Source organism: Stenotrophomonas sp. 10L48, assembly GCF_056395105.1.
This window is the reverse complement of the sequence record NZ_JBFTIX010000004.1, coordinates 216,069-234,506: the sequence shown is the minus strand read 5'-3', so window position 1 is coordinate 234,506 and position 18,438 is coordinate 216,069. Positions and strand designations below refer to the sequence as shown.

Here is an 18,438-nt window from a genome sequence, read left to right as displayed (position 1 = left end):
TATGTTGTTGCAATGCGTTGTGTGGCGCGCAACGGTTCCGCTACACTCGACCGAGATTCAATGCGGCTCTGGCCCCCACCGGAACCGCTGGCAGCCTTAAAGCTACCTAATCAATATCGGAGTGCCGGATGGCCAACGATGGGGTACACGATCCAGTCAACACCGGACGTCGGCGTTTTCTTACTGCCACCACAGCTGTGGTGGGCGCCGTCGGCGTCGGATTCACCGCAGTTCCTTTCATCAAATCCTGGAACCCCAGTGCCCGCGCCAAGCTTGCCGGCGCACCGGTGGTGGCCGACATCAGCGCCCTGCAGGAAGGCCAACGCCTGATCGTGGAATGGCGTGGCCAGCCGATCTGGATCGTCAAACGGTCCAAGGCGATCCTTGACGCGCTGCATGGGCTGGATGGCCGCTTGAAGGACCCCGAGTCCGGCGAGAAGGACCAGCAGCCGGAGTACGTGCTCAAGCAGAACCCGGAGCTGCGCTCGATCAAGCCCGAGATCTCGGTGCTGGTCGGTCTCTGCACGCACCTGGGCTGTTCGCCGGAAATGGTGGGTGAAATCCGCCCCGAGCCCTACGATCCGCAATGGAAGGGCGGCTATTTCTGCCCCTGCCACAAGTCGCGCTTCGACATGTCCGGCCGCGTCTTCAAGGACGTGCCCGCACCCATCAACCTGAAGGTGCCCGCGCACCACTACCAGGACGACAACACCATCATCATCGGTGTCGATCCGCAGGGGGCTGCCTGATGTCCAACATCCTCAGCCGTACCGCCACCGGCGTGGCCGACTGGGTCAATGCCCGCGCGCCGGGGTTGATGCCGATCTACCGCAAGCACGTCAGCGAGTACTACGCGCCGAAGAACTTCAACATCTGGTACTACTTCGGCTCGCTGGCGCTGCTGGTGCTGGTCAACCAGATCGTCACCGGCATCTTCCTGACCATGCACTACAAGACGAATGCCGCCGAAGCATTCGCCTCCATCGAATACATCATGCGTGACGTGGAGTGGGGCTGGCTGATCCGCTACATGCACTCCACCGGTGCCTCGCTGTTCTTCATCGTGGTCTACCTGCACATGTTCCGCGGGCTGCTGTATGGCAGCTACCAGAAGCCACGCGAACTGGTGTGGATCCTGGGCATGCTGATCTACCTGGTGTTGATGGCCGAAGCCTTCATGGGCTACGTGCTGCCGTGGGGCCAGATGTCGTTCTGGGGCGCCAAGGTGATCATCTCGCTGTTCGGCGCCATTCCGGTGATCGGCAACGGCCTGACCGAATGGATCATGGGCGATTACCTGCCCAGCGACGCCACGCTCAACCGGTTCTTCGCACTGCACGTGATCGCGCTGCCGCTGGTCCTGCTGCTGCTGGTGGTGCTGCACCTGGGCGCGCTGCATGAAGTGGGATCGAACAATCCCGATGGCGTGGAGATCAAGAAGGGCCCGAAGGGCAACCGCTGGTCACCGAACGCGCCGACCGACGGCATCCCGTTCCATCCCTACTACACACTCAAGGACGGCGTCGGTGCGGGCTTCCTGCTGATCATCGCGGCCTTCATCATCTTCTTCGCACCGGCCTTCGGTGGCCTGTTCCTGGAACACGACAACTTCACCGAAGCCAATCGCCTGGTCACCCCCGAGCACATCAAGCCGGTCTGGTACTACACGCCGTACTACGCGATGTTGCGGGTGGTGCCGAACAAACTGGGTGGCGTGATCGTGATGTTCTCGGCCATCGCCATCCTGTTCCTGGTGCCCTGGCTGGACCGGGCCAAGGTCAAGTCCTACCGCTACCGCGGCTGGCTGTCGCGCGGCCTGCTGGGCATGTTCGTGGTGTGCTTTGCGTGGCTGATGGTGATCGGTTCCGGTCCTGGTACCGATGCACACGAGACCTATGTCGGGCGGGTGCTGACCTTCCTGTACTTTGCCTTCTTCATCACCATGCCGATATGGACAAGGCTGGACAAGACCAAGCCGGTACCGGAAAGGGTGACCACGCATGACTGAGCGCTGGATGGTCCGGCTGGCCCTGGCGGCCGCCCTGATGCTGGGCAGTACCCTGGCCATGGCCGCCGAGGGCGGCACCAAGCTCCTGCAGGCCGGTAACGACCTGGGTGACCGGGCGTCGCTGCAGCGCGGCGCCCAGTTGTACATGAACTACTGCAGTGGCTGTCATGCACTGAAGTACCTGCGCTATTCGCGGATGGGCGAGGACCTGGGGCTGAGCGAGGAAGAGGTGATGAACAACCTCAACTTCACCGGCTCGGCGATCGGCGATCCGGTGCCTGTGGCGATGCCCAAGGAGCAGGCCGAAAAGTGGTTCGGCAAGATGCCGCCGGACCTGAGCCTGATTTCCCGGGTGCGCGGCAGCGACTGGATCTACACCTACCTGAAGTCGTTCTACCTGGACAGCAGCCGCCCGCTGGGCTGGAACAATGCGCTGTTCGCCAACGCATCCATGCCCAATCCGTTGTGGGAGATGCAGGGCCTGCAGCATGCGGTACATGGCAAGGCCGAAGCAGCGGGCATGGACCCGCCGGTGACGGGCCTGCGCATCGAAAGCCCGGGTTCGGTCGATGCGGCGCAGTACGACCAGGCCGTGCGCGACATCACCAACTTCCTTGAATACGCCGGCGAGCCGGCCGCGCTGAAGCGGCAGCAGCTCGGTGTCTGGGTGATCCTGTTCCTGGCCCTGCTGACCTTCCTGGTGTACCTGTTGAAGAAGGAATACTGGAAGGACGTGCACTGATCCAGGGCCGGCCATCGCAACGGGCCTATTGGCTTTTGTGATGGTCGGTTGCACACTCGGGGAGGAGTCGACCGTCAGCACGGTGCTGGCGGCGCCGATACGGCAGGCGGTCTCCTGTCGTAGGAGAGCCTTTGATGGCGGCGAGCGTACGCATGCGCAATACACTGACGCTGTTTTCCTCGAACGACGATGTACTGTGCCACCGTGTGCGCCTGGTGCTGGCGGCCAAGGGCGTGAGTTTCGACTTCGTACCGGTGGATCCACAGAACCCGCCGGAAGATCTGATCGATCTCAATCCGTACCACTCGGTGCCGACCCTGGTCGAGCGCGAGCTGGTGCTGTATGCCGCGTCGGTGGTCAGCGAGTATCTGGACGAGCGCTATCCGCATCCGCCGCTGATGCCGGTTGACCCGCTGTCGCGCGCGCGGATCCGCCTGGCCATGCTGCGTATCGAACACGACTGGGTGCCGCAGGTGCAGGCGATCCAGCTGGGCAACAAGACCCAGGCCGAGGCAGGGCGAAAGCGGCTGAAGGAACTGTTGACGGCCTCGCTGCCGTTGTTCAAGGCCAGCAAGTTCTTCCTCAACCCGGAAATGAGCCTGGCCGACTGCGCGATGGCGCCGATCATCTGGCGCCTGCAGTCGCTTGATGTGCCGTTGCCGAAGGACGGCAAGGCGATCGAGGACTATGGCAACCGGATCTTCCGCCACCCCGGTTTCGTCCGCAGTCTGACCGATCAGGAAAAGAAACTGCGCGATCTGCCGGGCTGATCCGCCATCCGCTTTCCCGTCTGCACGCCGACCGGCGTGCAGGCGATCCGCCCCGGCCGGGGCGTCGGGCGCTACACTTCACGCATGACCGAAGACTTCTTCCACATGACCAGCCACCGACCGTACCTGTTGCGGGCCCTGGTGGAATGGATCAATGACAACCAGCTGACGCCGCACATCCTGGTCGACGCCGGCGTTCCCGGCGTGCAGGTTCCGCCTTCAGCCATCAAGGATGGCCGGGTGGTGCTCAACATCGCCGAACGCGCGGTGGTACGGCTGGTGATCGACAACGAGTCGGTGAGCTTCTCGGCGCGCTTCTCCGGCACCAGCTATCCGGTGCAGGTGCCGATCAGCGCCGTACTGGCGGTATATGCCCGCGAAACCGGGCAGGGCATGGCCCTGCCGGATGACATTCCCGGTGGCGATCCGGCGCCGGCCAGTGATGAGCTGCTGCACGACGATGAGCAGGCGCCGCCGGACGACACGCCGCCCGCTGGTCCGCCGCCGAAAGGCCGTCCGACCCTGCGCGTGGTCAAGTAATGGTGGGGCCGACCGTTGGTCGGCACACCTTCAGCCCCTACACATCCTCGGCCTCTTCGTTGTCCGCACGGATCTGGCTGATCCGTGCCGCGCCCGGGCCGGTAAATGAAACCAGCTGGTCGCCGCGCAGCACCATGCGGCCGACATGGCGATCGATGCCGTCGTAGGAATACTCGAACTTGAAGGTGCGCTCGAAGCCGAGGCGTCCGTCTTCCCCGCGCGACAAGCGCAGGCCCGTGGCGTGCACCGCCTGGTCCAGCCACTGCACATCGGCGGCACGGCAGGCGTTGCGGCCCAGCTCGATCGCACGTTCGGCGGCCGAACGCGCTGCGTTCCAGAAGAAGTAGACGATACCGCCGGCAATGAGCAGGAACAGCAGGGTGGGCATGGCATCAGCCGTCAGGTGTCGATCCGCCAAAGATGGCGACGAATGGCGACCGGATCAAGCGGCATCTGCTCAGCGATTGTTGCCAGGCTCCGTTGTCGGCTGCAGCGGCACCGGTGTCGGCGCAGCGGGTATCGCCGGCGGAAGCGGTGCGACCCGCGGCGCAGTGGCATTCAACTGCAGCAGCGCGGCCCAATCCTGCCGGTTGAAGCTGCATTCGTCCTCACGGCCCGGGGTGCAGGTCGGGTCGATGCCGGTGGTGTCGCGCTCGCGCGGCGGCGGCAGCTTGATCGTGCCGGTGCGATCCAGTTGCAGCAGGCGCATCGCCACGGTGTTCATGACATTGCCGCCCACCAGGTAGAGCGTCTGGTCGCCACCGAGGTTGGCCGCCACCACCACTTCGCAATGCGACTTCCAATGGCCGACCGAGCCGTTGCCCAGGGCCTGCACCAATCCGCTGTAACTGAGCGTGCTGCTGCGGTCGCGCAGGAAGCACAGCAGATCGCCCGGCGCAGGCTTGGCGGTGGCAGGGTCCACCAGGCGGTAGGGCACGCCGGAAGGGCCCGCCTGGTAGGCGGCGCGGATGTAGTCGATATGGCGTGGGGAAGTATTGAAGCCGGGTACGCCGGCACGCACCATCACCCAGGAAATGAAGGCCGCCGACCACGGATTGTCGATCAGGAAGGCGCGGCAATCGCTGTCGGTGTAACGCGTGCCCAGCGGCGCCAAGCAGCTGCTGGCGCCGGGCTGGCTGCCCAGCGCGTTGAGCGTGCCGCTTTCGCGCCAGTAGCTGGTGACCCGTTGCCAGGCGATCAGGCCGTTGTCGGCCAGATGATCGCCTTCGGCCTCGGTGACACTGAGGCTGGCGGCGCGGCCGTCACGGTCGATGAAGGGGCGATACCAGAGCCGATGCTCGTTGCAGGCGGTGTTGCGGATGGCGACCGCCAATGGGCTCAGGCCGAAACGCGGTGGGACATCGCAGGCTTCGACAGCGGCGGCCGAGAAAGGCGTCGCGGCCAGCAGCAGGCAGGCAGGCAAGAGCATCCGGCGCATGCGCGGCTCCTGTGGGGGATGGCCGCAGCGTCGCAGCGCCGTTGTGAACGCCGGGTGTGAGAACGGTGGTGCCGGCCGTTGGCCGGCAACATCACGATCCGCGAATCCACCCTCAACCCGGTGGCGGACCCAGTTTCAACGACAGGTCGATTGCCTGCACGTGTTTGGTCAGGCCGCCGATGGAAATGCAGTCCACGCCATCTTCGGCGATCGAGCGCAGGCCGCCGAGGCCGACGCTGCCGGACACCTCCAGTGGAATGCGGCCTTCGGTGATGCGCACCGCTTCGCGCCGCAGTTCCGGGCTGAAGTCGTCCAGGAGGATGCGTTCACAGCCGGCTTCCAGCGCCTGCCGCAGCTGTTCCAGGTCCTCGACCTCGACCACCAGCGGCAGCTGTGGCCATTGCTGGCGGGCGGCCGACACAGCGGCAGCCAGTGAACCGGCCGCGCGGATGTGGTTCTCCTTCAGCATCACCGTGTCGTACAGGCCGAAGCGGTGGTTGTCGCCACCCCCGCACCGCACCGCGTATTTCTGGGCCAGGCGCAGGCCGGGCAGGGTCTTGCGGGTATCAAGAATGCGCGTGCCTGTACCTTCCACCGCAGCAACGTAGCGGGCCGTGGTGGTGGCAGTGCCGGACAGGGTCTGCAGGAAATTCAGCGAGGTGCGTTCGGCGCTGACCAGACTGCGGCTGCGCCCATGCAGCAGGGCCAGCACGGTGCCGGCGCTGACGCTGTCGCCTTCGGCCACCCGCCACTCGATCTGCACGTCCGCATCGAGTGCGCGATGGGTGGCATCGAACCACGCACGGCCCGCGATCACCGCATCCTGCTTGCATAGCAGGTAGGCGCTGTCGGGCTGGTCGGGCAGCAGGGCGGCGGTGACGTCACCGCTGCCCAGGTCCTCGGCCAACGCGCGGGCGACATCGGCCGCGACGACGGCTGGATCCGGCGTCGGCAGCGCGCTCATGCGGCCGGGAAGTCGGCGATCTGTGCGGTCGGGATGGCTTCTTCGGCCAGCAGCACCGGGATGCCGTCGTCGACGCGGAACACCTGCTTGCGGTCGCGGGTGACCAGGGCTTCGCGCAGCGGCTGCGCCAGCGGGTTGCCATCGGCGCGGTTGACGGAACCGGCGGCGATCGCCCGGTTGAGGGCTTCCAGGCCCTTGCCATCCAGCAGGGACAGGGGCTGGCGGGTGTCGGGCGACACCAGCAGGTCGAGCAGCTTGCGATCCATGGTTCTTCGTCTTGCGTGGAAGATGGCTAGAATACGTCTTTAAGGCAGGTGACGGCCAATGACCCCCAACCCGATCGCGCCGCTTGTCGGCATCGTCATGGGTTCCCGCTCCGACTGGGARACCATGCAGCACGCCGCCCAGAAGCTTGAAGCTCTGGGTGTTCCGTTCGAAGTGAAGGTGGTGTCCGCGCATCGGACGCCGGATGTGTTGTTCAGTTATGCCGAGCAGGCCGGTTCGCGCGGGCTGCGCGCGATCATCGCCGGCGCCGGCGGTGCCGCGCATCTGCCGGGCATGATCGCGGCCAAGACCGCGGTGCCGGTGCTGGGCGTGCCGGTGCAGTCCAAGGCCCTCAACGGCATGGATTCGCTGCTGTCGATCGTGCAGATGCCGGCCGGCATCCCGGTCGCCACCTTCGCCATCGGCAATGCCGGCGCGTCCAATGCCGCACTGTTTGCCGCCGCGATGCTGGCCAGCGACCAGCCGGCCATCGGCCAGGCGCTGGACAGCTTCCGCGCGCGCCAGACCGAAGACGTGATGGCTCACGACGATCCGCGCCAATGAGCCTGACCGTCGGCATCCTCGGCGGCGGCCAGCTCGCCCGCATGATGGTCCTGGCCGGTGCGCCGCTGGGACTGCGCTTCGAACTGTATGATCCGGCGGCCGACGCCTGCAGTGGCCCGCTGGCACCGCTCACCGTGGGGGCCTTCGATGATCGCCAGGCACTGGCGGACTTCGCCGCCAAAGTCGATGTGATCACCTTCGATTTCGAGAACGTGCCGGCGGACAGCGCGCAATGGCTGGCCGACCGCGTGCCGGTCTACCCGCCGCCGTCGGCGCTGGCGGTGGCCCAGGACCGGTTGAGCGAGAAGACCCTGTTCCAGCAGCTCGGCATTCCGCTGCCGGCCTTCGCCGATATCCGCAGCCGCGACGAGCTGGCTGCCAGGGCCGCCGAATTCGGCCTGCCGTGCATCCTCAAGACCCGCCGCCTGGGCTACGACGGCAAGGGTCAGTTCCGCCTGCGCAGCGAAGCGGACATCGATGCGGCATGGCAGGCCCTGGGGGCGCAGGTCGAGCGCACCGGCCTGATCCTCGAGGGCTTTGTCGCCTTCCAGCGCGAAGTCAGCGTGGTTGCCGTGCGCGGCCGCGATGGCAGCTTCCAGGCTTGGCCGGTCACCGGCAACTGGCATGTCGACGGCGTGCTGTCGGCCAGCGTGGCACCGGCGGTGCTGTCCGCTGCCGAGCACGAAGCAGCGATCGGCTATGCCCGTCGTGTTGCCGAACACCTGCAGTACGTGGGTGTGTTCGCGCTGGAACTGTTCTGCCGCGACGGTGAACTGCTGGCCAACGAGATGGCGCCGCGCGTGCACAATTCCGGGCACTGGACCATCGAAGGCAGCGAAACCTCCCAGTTCGAGAACCACCTGCGTGCGGTGCTCGGCCTGCCGCTGGGCAGTACCCGCATGCTCGGCCATGCCTGCATGCTGAACTGGCTGGGGGCAATGCCCGACCCGACGCCGGTGCTGCAGCAGGCCAGTGGCCATTGGCACGATTATGGCAAGGAATCGCGTGACGGCCGCAAGGTGGGTCACGCCACCCTGCGTGATGATGATGCCGATGCACTGGCCGATGCGCTGGAGCAGGTAGGCCTGGAGCTCGACCGCCAGGCCCAGGTGGCCCCCGCGGTACACGCGTTGCGTAACGGCTGACCAAGGTGATGCCGGCCGTCGGCCGGCAGGCGCCGCTGAACCCGGTAGTGCCGGCCGCTGGCCGGCGGCGCCCACCAAGGTGGGCATCTACCAGAGCAGGGCCCACCAAGGTGGGCATCTACCAGAGCGGGGCCGACCAGGATGGGCATCCACCACGGCCAGGCGTGATGCCGGTAGCGCCGGGCCATGCCCGGCGGATACGGATGCCCGTCGGTCTCAGCGCAGCTGGCTCTCGGCGAATTCCCAGTTCACCAGTTGCCAGAATGCTTCCAGATAGCGTGCACGATCATTCTGGTAGTCGGTGTAGTACGCGTGCTCCCAGACATCGCAGCAGAGCAGCGGCGTGCTGTCGCCGGTCAGCGGCGTACCCGCATTGCGGGTGGCCTGCAGGCCGAGCTGCCCGCCGGGGTGCTGCACCAGCCACACCCAGCCGGAGCCGAACAGGCCAAGCGCGGTTCGATTGAACTCTTCGCGCAGACGCTGGCCGTCGCCGAACTGGCGCTTGACCAGTTCGCCCAGGCGGCCCTGCGGCTCGCCACCGCCGCGCGGGCGCAGGCACTGCCAGTAGAAGCCGTGGTTCCACGCTTGGGCGGCGGCATCGAACAGCGCGCCCTGGGCGTGGCGGACAATGTCCTCCAGTGTGGCTTCTTCCCATTCGGTGCCGACAATGGCGGCATTGACCGCCTCGATGTAGGCGCGATGGTGGCGACCGTGATGCAGTTCCACGGTCTGTGCCGACAGGTGCGGCTGCAGGGACGAGGGCAGGTAGGGCAGGGCGGGCAGTTCGACGGGCATGGACAGGTTCGTGGCCAGGGGGCGGCGGCAGCCGGTACCATCGGCTTACAATGGCAGCTACCGTGGGCAGTCTAGCCGACCATCACGGTTGGTTTGTCCGGCGAAGCAAGGAGTGAGGTGTGGCGGTAATGCAGCAAATCCAGGCCGAGGTGGATCGTTACCCGCTCGTGCTGTTCATGAAGGGCACCCCGCAATACCCCATGTGCGGCTACTCCAGCCGCGCCGTGCAGGCCTTGATGGCCGCAGGCGCCGTCGCGCTGCGCACGGTCAATGTGCTGGAAGAGCCGGAGATCCGCGCCAATCTGCCGCGCTTCTCCAATCTGCCCACCTTCCCGCAGCTGTTCATCAACGGCGAGTTGATTGGCGGCTGCGACATCGTCATGGAACTGTTCGAAGCCGGCGAGCTCAAGCGCATCGTCGAAGAGGCTGCGCAGGGATGAGCGCCTGGCCATCGACGTCACCGGCAGACGGGGCGCTTGATGGCCGCCCATTGCAGGACCGTGTGGTGCTCATTGCCGGTGCGGGCGGCGGGCTCGGCAGCGCTGCCGCTGTTGCAGCCGCTGAGGCGGGGGCGACCGTGGTCCTGCTGGGGCGCAAGCCACGAAGGCTGGACCGGGTCTACGCCCAGGTGCAGGCGGTTGGGCCGGAGCCCCTGTTGTACCCGTTGGACCTGGAAGGTGCCGGTCCCGACGACTATGCCGAACTGGCCCAGGCGGTGGCGCAGGAGCTGGGGCGCCTTGATGGCCTGCTGGTCTGCGCGGCCCACTTTCCCGGCCTGACCCCGTTCGAGCTGGCCGACCCGGCCAGCTTCGCCCGCGCCGTGCACGTCACCCTGACCGCTCCGGCTTGGCTGGCCCAGGCCTGCCTGCCGTTGCTGCGCCAGCGTGAAGATGCGGCGCTGGTATTCACCGTGGATGCCCCTGAGCGGGTGGGGCAGGCGTACTGGGGCGGCTACGGTGTCGCCCAGCACGGCCTGCGCGGGCTGATCGGCAGCCTGCATGACGAGCTGGCCCGCAGCCCGGTGCGGGTGAGTGGCCTGTATCCTGGCCCCTTGCGTACCGCCCTGCGTGCGCGGGCCTATTCGATCGACCAGGACCCGGCCGCATGCGGCCCCGAGGCCGCCGCGGCAGCGGCCGTGACCCTGTTGTCCGCTGCCGGACTGGCGTGGCGCGGGCAGGTGCTCGATGCGGGCAATCCGCCATCGACGAGTGAAGACGTTCGTAAAGCGGAATGAAGATTCCGTCACGATAGCGTTGCGATCCGGTGCCGTTTGTCGCACAACCGTCACATTGAAAGCGTAGCGTGTTAATCTAGTGTTAACCGTTGCGGCAGCTGCCGTTCACGGTAGGGAACCCCAGATAAATGTCCGAACAGCCGCCCGCAAGGCTGCTTGGATGCGCTTTTTTTCCGCCATCGCCAACTCGCATCGAGGCTACCGAACAATGACTCACCCATTCCGGATGTCCAAGCTCACCCTTGGTCTCGTGGCTGCGCTCGCCGCCGCTCCCGCCTTCGCCCAGAGCACCTCTGCCGGTGTCGGCGGCCAGGTCGTGTCCAATGCGGGCGCGCCTGTTGCTGGTGCTGAAGTCACCATCACCCACACCGAATCGGGCACCGTTTCGCGTGCGACCACCGATGCGTCGGGTCGTTACAACGCGCGCGGCCTGCGCGTGGGTGGTCCGTACACCATCACCATCACCAAGCCGGGTGAGGGCACCAAGACCGAAGAGGGCGTGTACCTCAACCTGAACCAGGTCAACACGGTCAACGCCAACCTGGCCGGCGATGTTGCCGCCACCAATCTGGATGCCGTCCAGGTCGTGGCTGCCGCAGTGGGCAGCGACCTGTTCAGCGCCTACAAGATGGGCACCGGCACCAACGTCAACCGCGAAACGCTGGAGTCGCTGCCGTCGGTGAACCGCAACATCCAGGATTACATCCGCCTCGATCCGCGCATCTCGCAGGTCAGCAAGGCCGACGGTGCCATCTCGGTCGGTGGTCAGAACACCCGTTACAACGCGATCCGCATCGATGGCATCGGTGCCGGCGATCCGTTCGGCCTGGAATCCAACAACCTGCCGACCGAGCGTCAGCCGGTGTCGATGGATGCGATCCAGGAAATCAACATCGACATCGCCAACTACGACACCACCATTGCCGGCGGTACGGGCGCGGTGATCAATGCGGTGACCAAGTCGGGTACCAACAACTTCGGCGGCACCGTGTATTACGCGTACCGCGACAAGGACATGGTCCGCAAGAACCTGGACGATGTCCGCTTCAACGGTTTTGATGACGAAAAGACCTACGGCATGACCTTCGGCGGCCCGATCGTCAAGGACAAGCTGTTCTTCTTCGCCAACTACGAAAAGATGGAGCGTTCGGCCCCGGGCGTCAGCCTGACCGATTCGCCGTACGGCAAGGGCACCATCACCGATGCCGACATCACCCGCGCGCAGCAGATCGCGACCGGTTACGGCTTCGACGCAGGTTCGCTCAACGCCCCGGCCAACAAGACCGAGGTCGAAGAGTACGCGCTGAAGATCGACTGGAACATCAACGAGAACCACCGTGCCGCGGTGCGTTACAACAAGCTCGAGCAGAATGTTGTCCGCTTCCCGCAGATCAGCAACAGCGCGGTTTCGCTGAGCACCTTCTGGTACCAGCAGCCGAAGACCTACGAATCCTGGATGGGCGAGCTGTTCAGCGACTGGTCCGAGAATTTCTCGACCGAGTTCAAGATCTCGCACAAGGAATACACCTCGGTCCGTACCACGCCGTCGAGCCTGCCGCAGATCCAGATCCGTGGTTTTGGCGCCAGCGGCAATGACTCGCTGTACTTCGGTACCGAGCAGAACTCGCACGTCAACGCGGTCGAGAGCAAGGAGCTGAGCGCCTTCGGTGCCGCCACCTGGTACGTCGGCGACCACACCGTCAAGTTCGGCTTCGACTACTCCGACAACGACCTGCTGAACTACTACGGTCGTAACGTCAACGGCGCGTATGTGTTCAACAACCTCAGCGATTTCGCTGCAGGTCGCGTCAACCAGTACGTTGTGCGTGCGCCGCGCGCCGGCGGCAGCTACGACGACATCCCGGCCAAGTACACGCTGAAGAACACCGGCCTGTTCATCCAGGACAGCTGGGCCATCAACAGCAACCTGACCGTGCAGGCCGGCGTCCGCGTCGACATGCCGGACTTCGGCACGCAGAAGCTGTACAACCCGCGCATCATGGAACTGTACGGCTACGACAACACCCAGCTGCCCGACAGCAAGCTGGTGCAGCCGCGCTTCGGCTTCAACTACACCTTCGACAGCGATCGTCCGACCCAGCTGCGCGGCGGTGTGGGCCTGTTCGGTGGCGCGGCCCCGAACGTGTGGCTGGCAGGTGCCTACCAGAACACCGGCCTGAACTACACCGAGTACACCGTTCGTAACCAGACCGGCATTTTCACCCCGAACACCAATCCGCCGTACATCCCGGCTGCGGGTGCCGGTGCTCGTCAGAACGTGGACATCGCTGCGCCTGACCTGAAGCTGCCGTCGGTGTGGAAGTCCAACATCGCCTTCGATCACGAGCTGCCGTGGTATGGCATCGTTGCGTCGGCTGAGTTCCTGTACACCAAGGTCAAGAGCGCGATCTACTTCGAGCGACTGGACCTGTACAACGCTTCGGGCGTTGCAGCGACCCGCATCGGCCAGGATGGTCGCGAGCTGTACTGGAATGACGCAGGCTACGTGCCGTGCGCCGGCGCCAACTGCTCCATCCGTGAAGGCAGCAACGGTGCGGGCGGCAAGTTCAATCGTCCCTCTGACATGGGCGACGTGCTGCTCATGAAGAACACCGACAAGGGCAGCAGCCGCCAGTTCACCGCCGGTCTGAACAAGCCGCTGACCGAGAACTGGGGCTGGTCGCTGGCCTACACCTACACCGCCGCGAAGGAAGTCAGCCCGCTGACCAGCTCGCAGAACACCTCCAACTGGGGCAGCACCCTGATCGGTACCGCCAACGAGAACGTGGCCTATGATTCGCGCTACGCGATCAAGGACCGCGTGACCGGTTCGATCAACTGGAAGAAGGCGTTCTTCGGCAACTACAACACCACCGTGGGCCTGTTCTACGAAGGTCGTTCGGGTCGTCCGTTCAGCTACATCTACTACAACGACATGAACGGCGATGCCGCCGCCACCACTGGCGCCGGTTACTTCAACGACCTGTTCTACGTGCCGAATGGCCCGGGCGACGTCAAGTTCACCGGCGGTGCGGCGATGGAGAAGGCCTTCTTCGACTGGCTTGCCGCCAACCCGCAGCTGGAGAAGTACCGCGGCGAGATTGCTCCGGCAAACGCCTTCCGTACCAAGTGGGTGAACAGCTTCGACCTGCACATCGCCCAGGAATTCCCGGGCTTCGTGAAGGAGCACAAGGGTGAGCTGGCGCTGGACATCATGAATGTCGGCAACCTGCTCAACAAGAAGTGGGGCCGTATTGAAGATTACGGTTTCAACTCCACCTCCCGCGTGGCCAGCTACGCAGGTATCGATCCGGCAACCGGCAAGTACATCTACAACTTCACCGGCGCCACCGATACCCCGACCATCCAGGAAAACAACAACGACAAGGGCAACACCGGTGTGTCGCGCTGGTCGATGCAGCTGACCCTGAAGTACAAGTTCTGATCCGTCAGAGCCTGATGCAGTAAAGGGAAACGGCCGGGGAAACCCGGCCGTTTTCCGTTCAGGCGAAAGTCCTTGCGGGAGGTGGTGCATCGGCGTAGCATCCAGACACGTGCGCGGCGCAGATGCCGCCGAAGCGGTCCCGGAGCGGCGAACGCGGGACGCACCTATCCAACGGTCGGGCTTCCCGGCCGTTTTGCTTTTTAAGGGGGCGGCAGTACAGTCGGACACCTTAAAGGAAGCAGAAAAGTGGATATGACAACGAATGAAAAGGCAGCGCGGACGCTGCCGGTGCAGGACGCGCGGATCTACCCGCGTGGTGGCCTGGATGTGCTGTCGCGGGCCGAGGTTGCGCGCCTGCGCGACGCCTCCAGTGGTGGCATGCACGAGCTGCTGCGCCGCTGCGCGCTGGCGGTGCTGACCAGTGGCAGTGCCTCCGATGATCCGCGCGCCGCGCGCGATCTTTACCCCGATTTTGACATCCAGGTCGCACAGCAGGATCGCGGCGTGCGCATCGACCTGGCCAATGCGCCGGCGATGGCGTTCGTCGATGGCGAGATCATCCGCGGCGTGGCCGAGCTGCTGTTCGCGGTGGTCCGTGACCTGGCGTACATGGCCATCGAGATGGGCCCGGCCTACGCGGCCGAGCTGGAGTCGTCCGAGGGCATCACCAATGCGGTGTTCGGGCTGCTGCGCAATGCGCGCATCCTCAACCCGGGTGACCCGAACCTGGTGGTCTGCTGGGGCGGCCACTCGATTTCGCGCGACGAGTACCTGTATACCAAGCAGGTCGGTTACGAGCTGGGCCTGCGCGGCCTGGACATCTGTACCGGCTGCGGCCCGGGCGCGATGAAGGGCCCGATGAAGGGCGCCACCATCGCCCACGCCAAGCAGCGCCGGACCGTGACGCGCTACATCGGCCTGACCGAGCCGGGCATCATCGCCGCCGAGTCGCCGAACCCGATCGTCAACCACCTGGTGATCATGCCGGACATCGAGAAGCGCCTTGAGGCCTTCGTCCGCATCGGCCACGGCATCATCGTGTTCGCCGGTGGCGTGGGTACCGCCGAAGAGATCCTGTACCTGCTCGGCATCCTGCTGCGCGAGGAGAACAAGGACCTGCCGTTCCCGCTGATCCTGACCGGCCCGACCGTCGCTGCGCCGTACTTCGAGCAGATCGACCGTTTCATCCGCCTGACCCTGGGCGACGCCGCGGCCGAGCGCTACGAAATCGTCATCGGCGACCCGGTGGCGGTGGCCAAGAAGATGTCGGCCGGCATCAAGCGCGTGCGCGAGCATCGCCTGGCGCAGAAGGATTCGTTCTTCTTCAACTGGTCCATCGAGATTCCGTGGGAATACCAGCAGCCGTTCGTGCCGACCCACGAGGCGATGGCGGCGCTGGACCTGCACCACGGGCGTGCGCCGCACGCGCTGGCAGCCGACCTGCGCCGGGCCTTCTCGGGCATCGTCGCCGGCAACGTGAAGGAAGACGGCATGCGCCGCATCGAGGAGTTCGGGCCGTTCCAGATCCATGGCGACCCCGACATGATGCAGGCCCTGGACGCGCTGCTGCGTGCCTTCGTCGAGCAGCGCCGGATGAAGATCTCCGGCGAATACCAGCCCTGCTACCAGGTGCTGGCGTAAGCGAGGCGAGGGGGGCTGGACGGCGCGGCGGGGACCGCGCCGGACCGGTGGGGGAGGGCGGGATGTCAAGGCTTTGACGCCCGTCGCCCGGATCTGACCGTTCATCCTGCCGCCGCTTGCCGGCGGCAGGCCGGTGCGCCATCGTGGCCACCAACACGCTGGGGAGCGTCCAATGTCTTTGCGCCGGCAAAACGGCTTCACGCTGATTGAGTTGATGGTCACCCTGACCGTCTTCGTGATCCTGTCGTCGATCGCCTATCCGAGCTTCCGCAGCATGATTCGTTCGAACCGGCTGGCAACTGCCAACAACGAAGTAATCGCGTTGACCAACCTTGCGCGCAGCGAGGCCATCCGCAACAACCGTGGTGGTGGCCTCTGTGGCAGTACCGATGGCCTGGCGTGTGACGGTGAATGGTCAAAGGGGCTGTTGGCCTGGTCCGATCTCGACGCTGATGGCGTGCTGGGCAGCAATGACAGCGTGCTGCGTTTTTCCCTGGGCAACCCGCAATTGAGCGTGGTTGGTCCCCCGGGAGCGACCATCGCCTTTGATGGCCGTGGCCGTCGCAAGGCCGCGGACGATCAGACGGTGGTCCTGTCCCCGGCGTCCTGCAAGGCCGGCGAACAGCGCAGCACATTGACGATCAACAAGTCCGGCCAGGTCCGGGTGACCAAGGGAACCTGCTCATGAATCGCCGCAACCTTGCCTCTCCGCGTTCGTCCCAGGGTGGCTTCAGCCTGATCGAAGTGATGGTTGCGTTGTTGATCCTTGCGTTCGGGCTGCTCGGCTTTGCCTTGCTGCAGACCACGAGCGTGCGATTCGTACAGAGTGCCAATTACCGGACCCAGGCGACCAACCTGGCCAACGACCTGATCGAACTGATGCGCGCCCAGCGCACCGATACGCTTGCCGGCGGGGCCTACTCTTCGGCCTCGTTCGCTGCCGGAGCGGTGACGGCCAATGGTGCTTGTGCCTGGCCGACCGGCGCGGCGGTGACGCCGAAGACCAACGTGGCACGCTGGCAATGTGAGGTTGTGAAGACACTCGGTGAAAAGGCCAGTGCAGAGGTCCAGTTTACCCAGAGCACCGGCCGGGTCAGCGTGGCCATTACCTGGGGTGATCAGCGTTGGGATCCGAAGGAGCCCGACAGCCTCACCACCTTCGGCCTGACCACTTTCCTGTGAGCGCGTCCATGAGTCCGTCTTCACGAGCCCGCGGCCTGTCGCTGATCGAACTGATGATCGCCATGGTCATCGGTCTGGTCCTTCTGCTGGGCATCACGCAGATCTTCATCGCGTCCCGCGCGGCTTCACGCCTGTCCGAGGGGGCTGCCCGGACCCAGGAGAATGCACGTTTCGCATTGGACTTCCTGCAGCGTGACCTGCGCATGGCGGGTCACTTTGGCTGCGTGAACGACCAGGCGCATGTGATCAAGAACACCGGCGATGTCCGCTACAACCTCGGTATCGCCGCGGGCAGTGGAGATCCGCTGGATTTCTCGGTGCCGGTGCAGGGGTATGAGGCCGCAGGCACCGCCCCGACCAATACACTGACCCTGGGGCGCACGTGGAGCGCGGCGATATCCGTGCCCAAGAGCATCATCAACCTGAAGCCGGCGCCACTGCCCGGCAGTGATGTGCTTGTGCTCCGCCTGTTGAGCCCGGAAGGGGCGGTTGTGACAGGCGTCGGTGTGGATGGCACTACAACCACGGTGACGGTGTCCGGTGACGGCATGGCGCGCCTGAAGGCGGGTGCTGCCGGCACTCCGACGGTGTTCGCGCTGGCCGATTGCACCCGCGCCGATGTGTTCCCGGCCACCATCAGTGGATCCACCGTCAAGATCGAGAAGCTGGATCTGACCGGCTATTCGGTCAACAACGCGATGACGATGCTGTATCGCGCCGATGGCCTGGTGTATTACATCGCGAGCAACGGCAACAATGAGCCTGCCCTGTACCGCGCCCGCGCCAACGGAGCCGGTGGCTACGGTGACGGTGAGGAGCTGGTGGAGGGCATCGAGAGCATGCAGCTCCTGTACGGCCTTGACGCAACGCCGGATATTTCGCTTTCCACTCCGCCCAGTGGCCGCATCGTCGACCAGCGTGTTGCCAGTGCCGTCAGCACCGCGACGGATGCGACCGCTGTTGGCGCATGGCGCCGCGTCGGCATGGTGCAGGTGGGGCTGCTTGCGCGCAGCCCGCAGCGGGCGTCGGCGCAGGCTCCGGGTTCGGCAGCCACCTACCTGGGGGTGCTTGGTGTGACCATCGCGCCGGGCGATCCCTATGACCAGCGCCACCGTGGCGCCTATGAAGTTTCCGTTGCGTTGCGCAACCGCCTGTTCGGGAATTGACGACCATGCGCTCCATCAAGCTGTCTTCGCGCCGCACCTTCTCTGCCCCTGTCCGGCAGCGTGGTGCCGTGCTCTACGTCGCGCTGATTCTGCTGATCATGCTGGCGCTGCTGGGCGTGATAGGCATGCAGGTGGCCGGCATGCAGGAGCGCATGGCATCGGGCTACCGTGCCGGCAACGTAGCCTTCCAGAGTGCCGAGGGCGCCGCCCGCAGTGCCGAGAATGCCGTGGAGAAGATTGCCAATCGCCAGTCGCCGGGTGACAGCCCGACGGTTACCTCGGCCGACATCGATCAACGCTGCGACGATGGCTTCGATCCATCGGACTGGGTCGCCAAGACCAAGCTGGGCAGCAAGCCGGCAGTGAAGGTCCGGCAGATCCAGGGCTGCATCCAGGGAGAAGGGGCGCTGGACATGGGCAAGCCGTTGGAGGCCGCAACACCGGTCTACCAGATCACGACATACGCCGGCGACACGGCCACCGACGCGACATCGCGCTCGGCGGTCGACACCGTATTCAAGCTGTGAGGGTGGGGAACCC

General features: G+C 65.2%; 20 protein-coding genes. 15 read left to right on the top strand and 5 right to left on the bottom strand.

Annotation, left to right across the window (positions count from 1 at the left end):
* Positions 1-128 precede the first annotated feature (128 nt).
* From petA to AC1DCU_RS08510, 5 genes are all read left to right on the top strand, one after another.
* A complete protein-coding gene (petA, locus tag AC1DCU_RS08530; protein WP_025875286.1) occupies positions 129-749 on the top strand; it encodes a ubiquinol-cytochrome c reductase iron-sulfur subunit in 621 nt (206 codons plus the stop codon).
* Positions 749-2,008 (top strand): cytochrome b, encoded by a 1,260-nt coding sequence (locus tag AC1DCU_RS08525; protein ID WP_025875284.1) that lies wholly within the window; start codon positions 749-751, stop codon positions 2,006-2,008. The genes petA and AC1DCU_RS08525 overlap by 1 nt, the downstream gene beginning before the upstream one ends.
* On the top strand, positions 2,001-2,750 hold the full coding sequence (locus AC1DCU_RS08520) for a cytochrome c1 (protein WP_025875282.1): 750 nt from the start codon (positions 2,001-2,003) through the stop codon (positions 2,748-2,750). Before AC1DCU_RS08525 ends, AC1DCU_RS08520 begins: the two co-directional genes overlap by 8 nt.
* A 134-nt stretch (positions 2,751-2,884) precedes the next feature.
* Positions 2,885-3,520, top strand: a complete 636-nt coding sequence (locus AC1DCU_RS08515; protein WP_025875280.1) for a glutathione S-transferase N-terminal domain-containing protein — start codon at positions 2,885-2,887, stop codon at positions 3,518-3,520.
* A gap of 84 nt (positions 3,521-3,604) precedes the next feature.
* Entirely contained in the window at positions 3,605-4,060 is a 456-nt protein-coding gene (locus AC1DCU_RS08510) for a ClpXP protease specificity-enhancing factor (RefSeq protein WP_032975698.1), read from the top strand.
* Between the two features lie 37 nt (positions 4,061-4,097).
* Here AC1DCU_RS08510 and AC1DCU_RS08505 read toward each other — a convergent pair whose 3' ends face one another.
* From AC1DCU_RS08505 to AC1DCU_RS08490, 4 genes are all read right to left on the bottom strand, one after another.
* Positions 4,098-4,448 (bottom strand): DUF3301 domain-containing protein, encoded by a 351-nt coding sequence (locus AC1DCU_RS08505; protein ID WP_025875275.1) that lies wholly within the window; start codon positions 4,446-4,448, stop codon positions 4,098-4,100.
* 69 nt (positions 4,449-4,517) lie between these two features.
* On the bottom strand, positions 4,518-5,498 hold the full coding sequence (locus tag AC1DCU_RS08500; protein WP_025875273.1) for a DUF2272 domain-containing protein: 981 nt from the start codon (positions 5,496-5,498) through the stop codon (positions 4,518-4,520).
* A gap of 112 nt (positions 5,499-5,610) precedes the next feature.
* Entirely contained in the window at positions 5,611-6,462 is an 852-nt protein-coding gene (gene nadC, locus AC1DCU_RS08495; RefSeq protein WP_032975701.1) for a carboxylating nicotinate-nucleotide diphosphorylase, read from the bottom strand.
* Positions 6,459-6,728 carry a Trm112 family protein gene (locus AC1DCU_RS08490; protein ID WP_025875269.1) on the bottom strand — a complete coding sequence of 90 codons (270 nt, stop codon included), beginning with the start codon at positions 6,726-6,728 and terminating at the stop codon, positions 6,459-6,461. Before AC1DCU_RS08490 ends, nadC begins: the two co-directional genes overlap by 4 nt.
* Before the next feature lie 58 nt (positions 6,729-6,786).
* Between AC1DCU_RS08490 and purE the strand changes: the two genes are divergently transcribed.
* Entirely contained in the window at positions 6,787-7,290 is a 504-nt protein-coding gene (gene purE / locus AC1DCU_RS08485) for a 5-(carboxyamino)imidazole ribonucleotide mutase (protein ID WP_025875268.1), read from the top strand.
* Positions 7,287-8,435 carry a 5-(carboxyamino)imidazole ribonucleotide synthase gene (locus tag AC1DCU_RS08480; protein WP_032975702.1) on the top strand — a complete coding sequence of 383 codons (1,149 nt, stop codon included), beginning with the start codon at positions 7,287-7,289 and terminating at the stop codon, positions 8,433-8,435. The genes purE and AC1DCU_RS08480 overlap by 4 nt, the downstream gene beginning before the upstream one ends.
* A 216-nt stretch (positions 8,436-8,651) precedes the next feature.
* Here AC1DCU_RS08480 and AC1DCU_RS08475 read toward each other — a convergent pair whose 3' ends face one another.
* Complete coding sequence (locus tag AC1DCU_RS08475) at positions 8,652-9,230, bottom strand: superoxide dismutase (protein ID WP_032975704.1); 579 nt, start codon at positions 9,228-9,230, stop codon at positions 8,652-8,654.
* 119 nt (positions 9,231-9,349) lie between these two features.
* On the opposite strand from AC1DCU_RS08475, the gene grxD reads away from it, so the two are divergent.
* The 8 genes from grxD to AC1DCU_RS08435 all read left to right on the top strand — a co-directional run bounded on the left by grxD (position 9,350) and on the right by AC1DCU_RS08435 (position 18,425).
* The gene (gene grxD, locus AC1DCU_RS08470; RefSeq protein ID WP_025875264.1) at positions 9,350-9,670 is read left to right on the top strand and encodes a Grx4 family monothiol glutaredoxin; all 321 of its coding nucleotides are present in this window, start codon (positions 9,350-9,352) and stop codon (positions 9,668-9,670) included.
* Complete coding sequence (locus AC1DCU_RS08465) at positions 9,667-10,464, top strand: SDR family NAD(P)-dependent oxidoreductase (protein ID WP_025875262.1); 798 nt, start codon at positions 9,667-9,669, stop codon at positions 10,462-10,464. The genes grxD and AC1DCU_RS08465 overlap by 4 nt, the downstream gene beginning before the upstream one ends.
* 208 nt (positions 10,465-10,672) lie before the next feature.
* A complete protein-coding gene (locus AC1DCU_RS08460) occupies positions 10,673-13,909 on the top strand; it encodes a TonB-dependent receptor (protein WP_032975706.1) in 3,237 nt (1,078 codons plus the stop codon).
* 252 nt (positions 13,910-14,161) lie between these two features.
* Positions 14,162-15,550, top strand: a complete 1,389-nt coding sequence (gene ppnN, locus AC1DCU_RS08455) for a nucleotide 5'-monophosphate nucleosidase PpnN (RefSeq protein WP_025875258.1) — start codon at positions 14,162-14,164, stop codon at positions 15,548-15,550.
* A 172-nt stretch (positions 15,551-15,722) separates the two neighbouring features.
* Positions 15,723-16,238 (top strand): GspH/FimT family pseudopilin, encoded by a 516-nt coding sequence (locus tag AC1DCU_RS08450; protein WP_032975708.1) that lies wholly within the window; start codon positions 15,723-15,725, stop codon positions 16,236-16,238.
* Complete coding sequence (gene pilV / locus AC1DCU_RS08445) at positions 16,235-16,732, top strand: type IV pilus modification protein PilV (protein ID WP_025875254.1); 498 nt, start codon at positions 16,235-16,237, stop codon at positions 16,730-16,732. Before AC1DCU_RS08450 ends, pilV begins: the two co-directional genes overlap by 4 nt.
* 8 nt (positions 16,733-16,740) lie before the next feature.
* A complete protein-coding gene (locus AC1DCU_RS08440) occupies positions 16,741-17,898 on the top strand; it encodes a PilW family protein (RefSeq protein WP_032975709.1) in 1,158 nt (385 codons plus the stop codon).
* Between the two features lie 5 nt (positions 17,899-17,903).
* The gene (locus AC1DCU_RS08435; protein WP_032975710.1) at positions 17,904-18,425 is read left to right on the top strand and encodes a pilus assembly PilX family protein; all 522 of its coding nucleotides are present in this window, start codon (positions 17,904-17,906) and stop codon (positions 18,423-18,425) included.
* The last annotated feature ends 13 nt before the right edge of the window (positions 18,426-18,438 follow it).

Excerpts from the sequence above, each read along its gene's own strand:
- petA (WP_025875286.1), top strand. The coding sequence starts at position 129 with ATGGCCAACGATGGGGTACACGATCCAGTCAACACCGGACGTCGGCGT.
- AC1DCU_RS08525 (WP_025875284.1), top strand. The coding sequence starts at position 749 with ATGTCCAACATCCTCAGCCGTACCGCCACCGGCGTGGCCGACTGGGTC.
- AC1DCU_RS08520 (WP_025875282.1), top strand. The coding sequence starts at position 2,001 with ATGACTGAGCGCTGGATGGTCCGGCTGGCCCTGGCGGCCGCCCTGATG.
- AC1DCU_RS08515 (WP_025875280.1), top strand. The coding sequence starts at position 2,885 with ATGGCGGCGAGCGTACGCATGCGCAATACACTGACGCTGTTTTCCTCG.
- AC1DCU_RS08510 (WP_032975698.1), top strand. The coding sequence starts at position 3,605 with ATGACCGAAGACTTCTTCCACATGACCAGCCACCGACCGTACCTGTTG.
- AC1DCU_RS08505 (WP_025875275.1), bottom strand. The coding sequence starts at position 4,448 with ATGCCCACCCTGCTGTTCCTGCTCATTGCCGGCGGTATCGTCTACTTC.
- AC1DCU_RS08500 (WP_025875273.1), bottom strand. The coding sequence starts at position 5,498 with ATGCGCCGGATGCTCTTGCCTGCCTGCCTGCTGCTGGCCGCGACGCCT.
- nadC (WP_032975701.1), bottom strand. The coding sequence starts at position 6,462 with ATGAGCGCGCTGCCGACGCCGGATCCAGCCGTCGTCGCGGCCGATGTC.
- AC1DCU_RS08490 (WP_025875269.1), bottom strand. The coding sequence starts at position 6,728 with ATGGATCGCAAGCTGCTCGACCTGCTGGTGTCGCCCGACACCCGCCAG.
- AC1DCU_RS08480 (WP_032975702.1), top strand. The coding sequence starts at position 7,287 with ATGAGCCTGACCGTCGGCATCCTCGGCGGCGGCCAGCTCGCCCGCATG.
- AC1DCU_RS08475 (WP_032975704.1), bottom strand. The coding sequence starts at position 9,230 with ATGCCCGTCGAACTGCCCGCCCTGCCCTACCTGCCCTCGTCCCTGCAG.
- AC1DCU_RS08465 (WP_025875262.1), top strand. The coding sequence starts at position 9,667 with ATGAGCGCCTGGCCATCGACGTCACCGGCAGACGGGGCGCTTGATGGC.
- AC1DCU_RS08460 (WP_032975706.1), top strand. The coding sequence starts at position 10,673 with ATGACTCACCCATTCCGGATGTCCAAGCTCACCCTTGGTCTCGTGGCT.
- ppnN (WP_025875258.1), top strand. The coding sequence starts at position 14,162 with ATGACAACGAATGAAAAGGCAGCGCGGACGCTGCCGGTGCAGGACGCG.
- AC1DCU_RS08450 (WP_032975708.1), top strand. The coding sequence starts at position 15,723 with ATGTCTTTGCGCCGGCAAAACGGCTTCACGCTGATTGAGTTGATGGTC.
- pilV (WP_025875254.1), top strand. The coding sequence starts at position 16,235 with ATGAATCGCCGCAACCTTGCCTCTCCGCGTTCGTCCCAGGGTGGCTTC.
- AC1DCU_RS08440 (WP_032975709.1), top strand. The coding sequence starts at position 16,741 with ATGAGTCCGTCTTCACGAGCCCGCGGCCTGTCGCTGATCGAACTGATG.
- AC1DCU_RS08435 (WP_032975710.1), top strand. The coding sequence starts at position 17,904 with ATGCGCTCCATCAAGCTGTCTTCGCGCCGCACCTTCTCTGCCCCTGTC.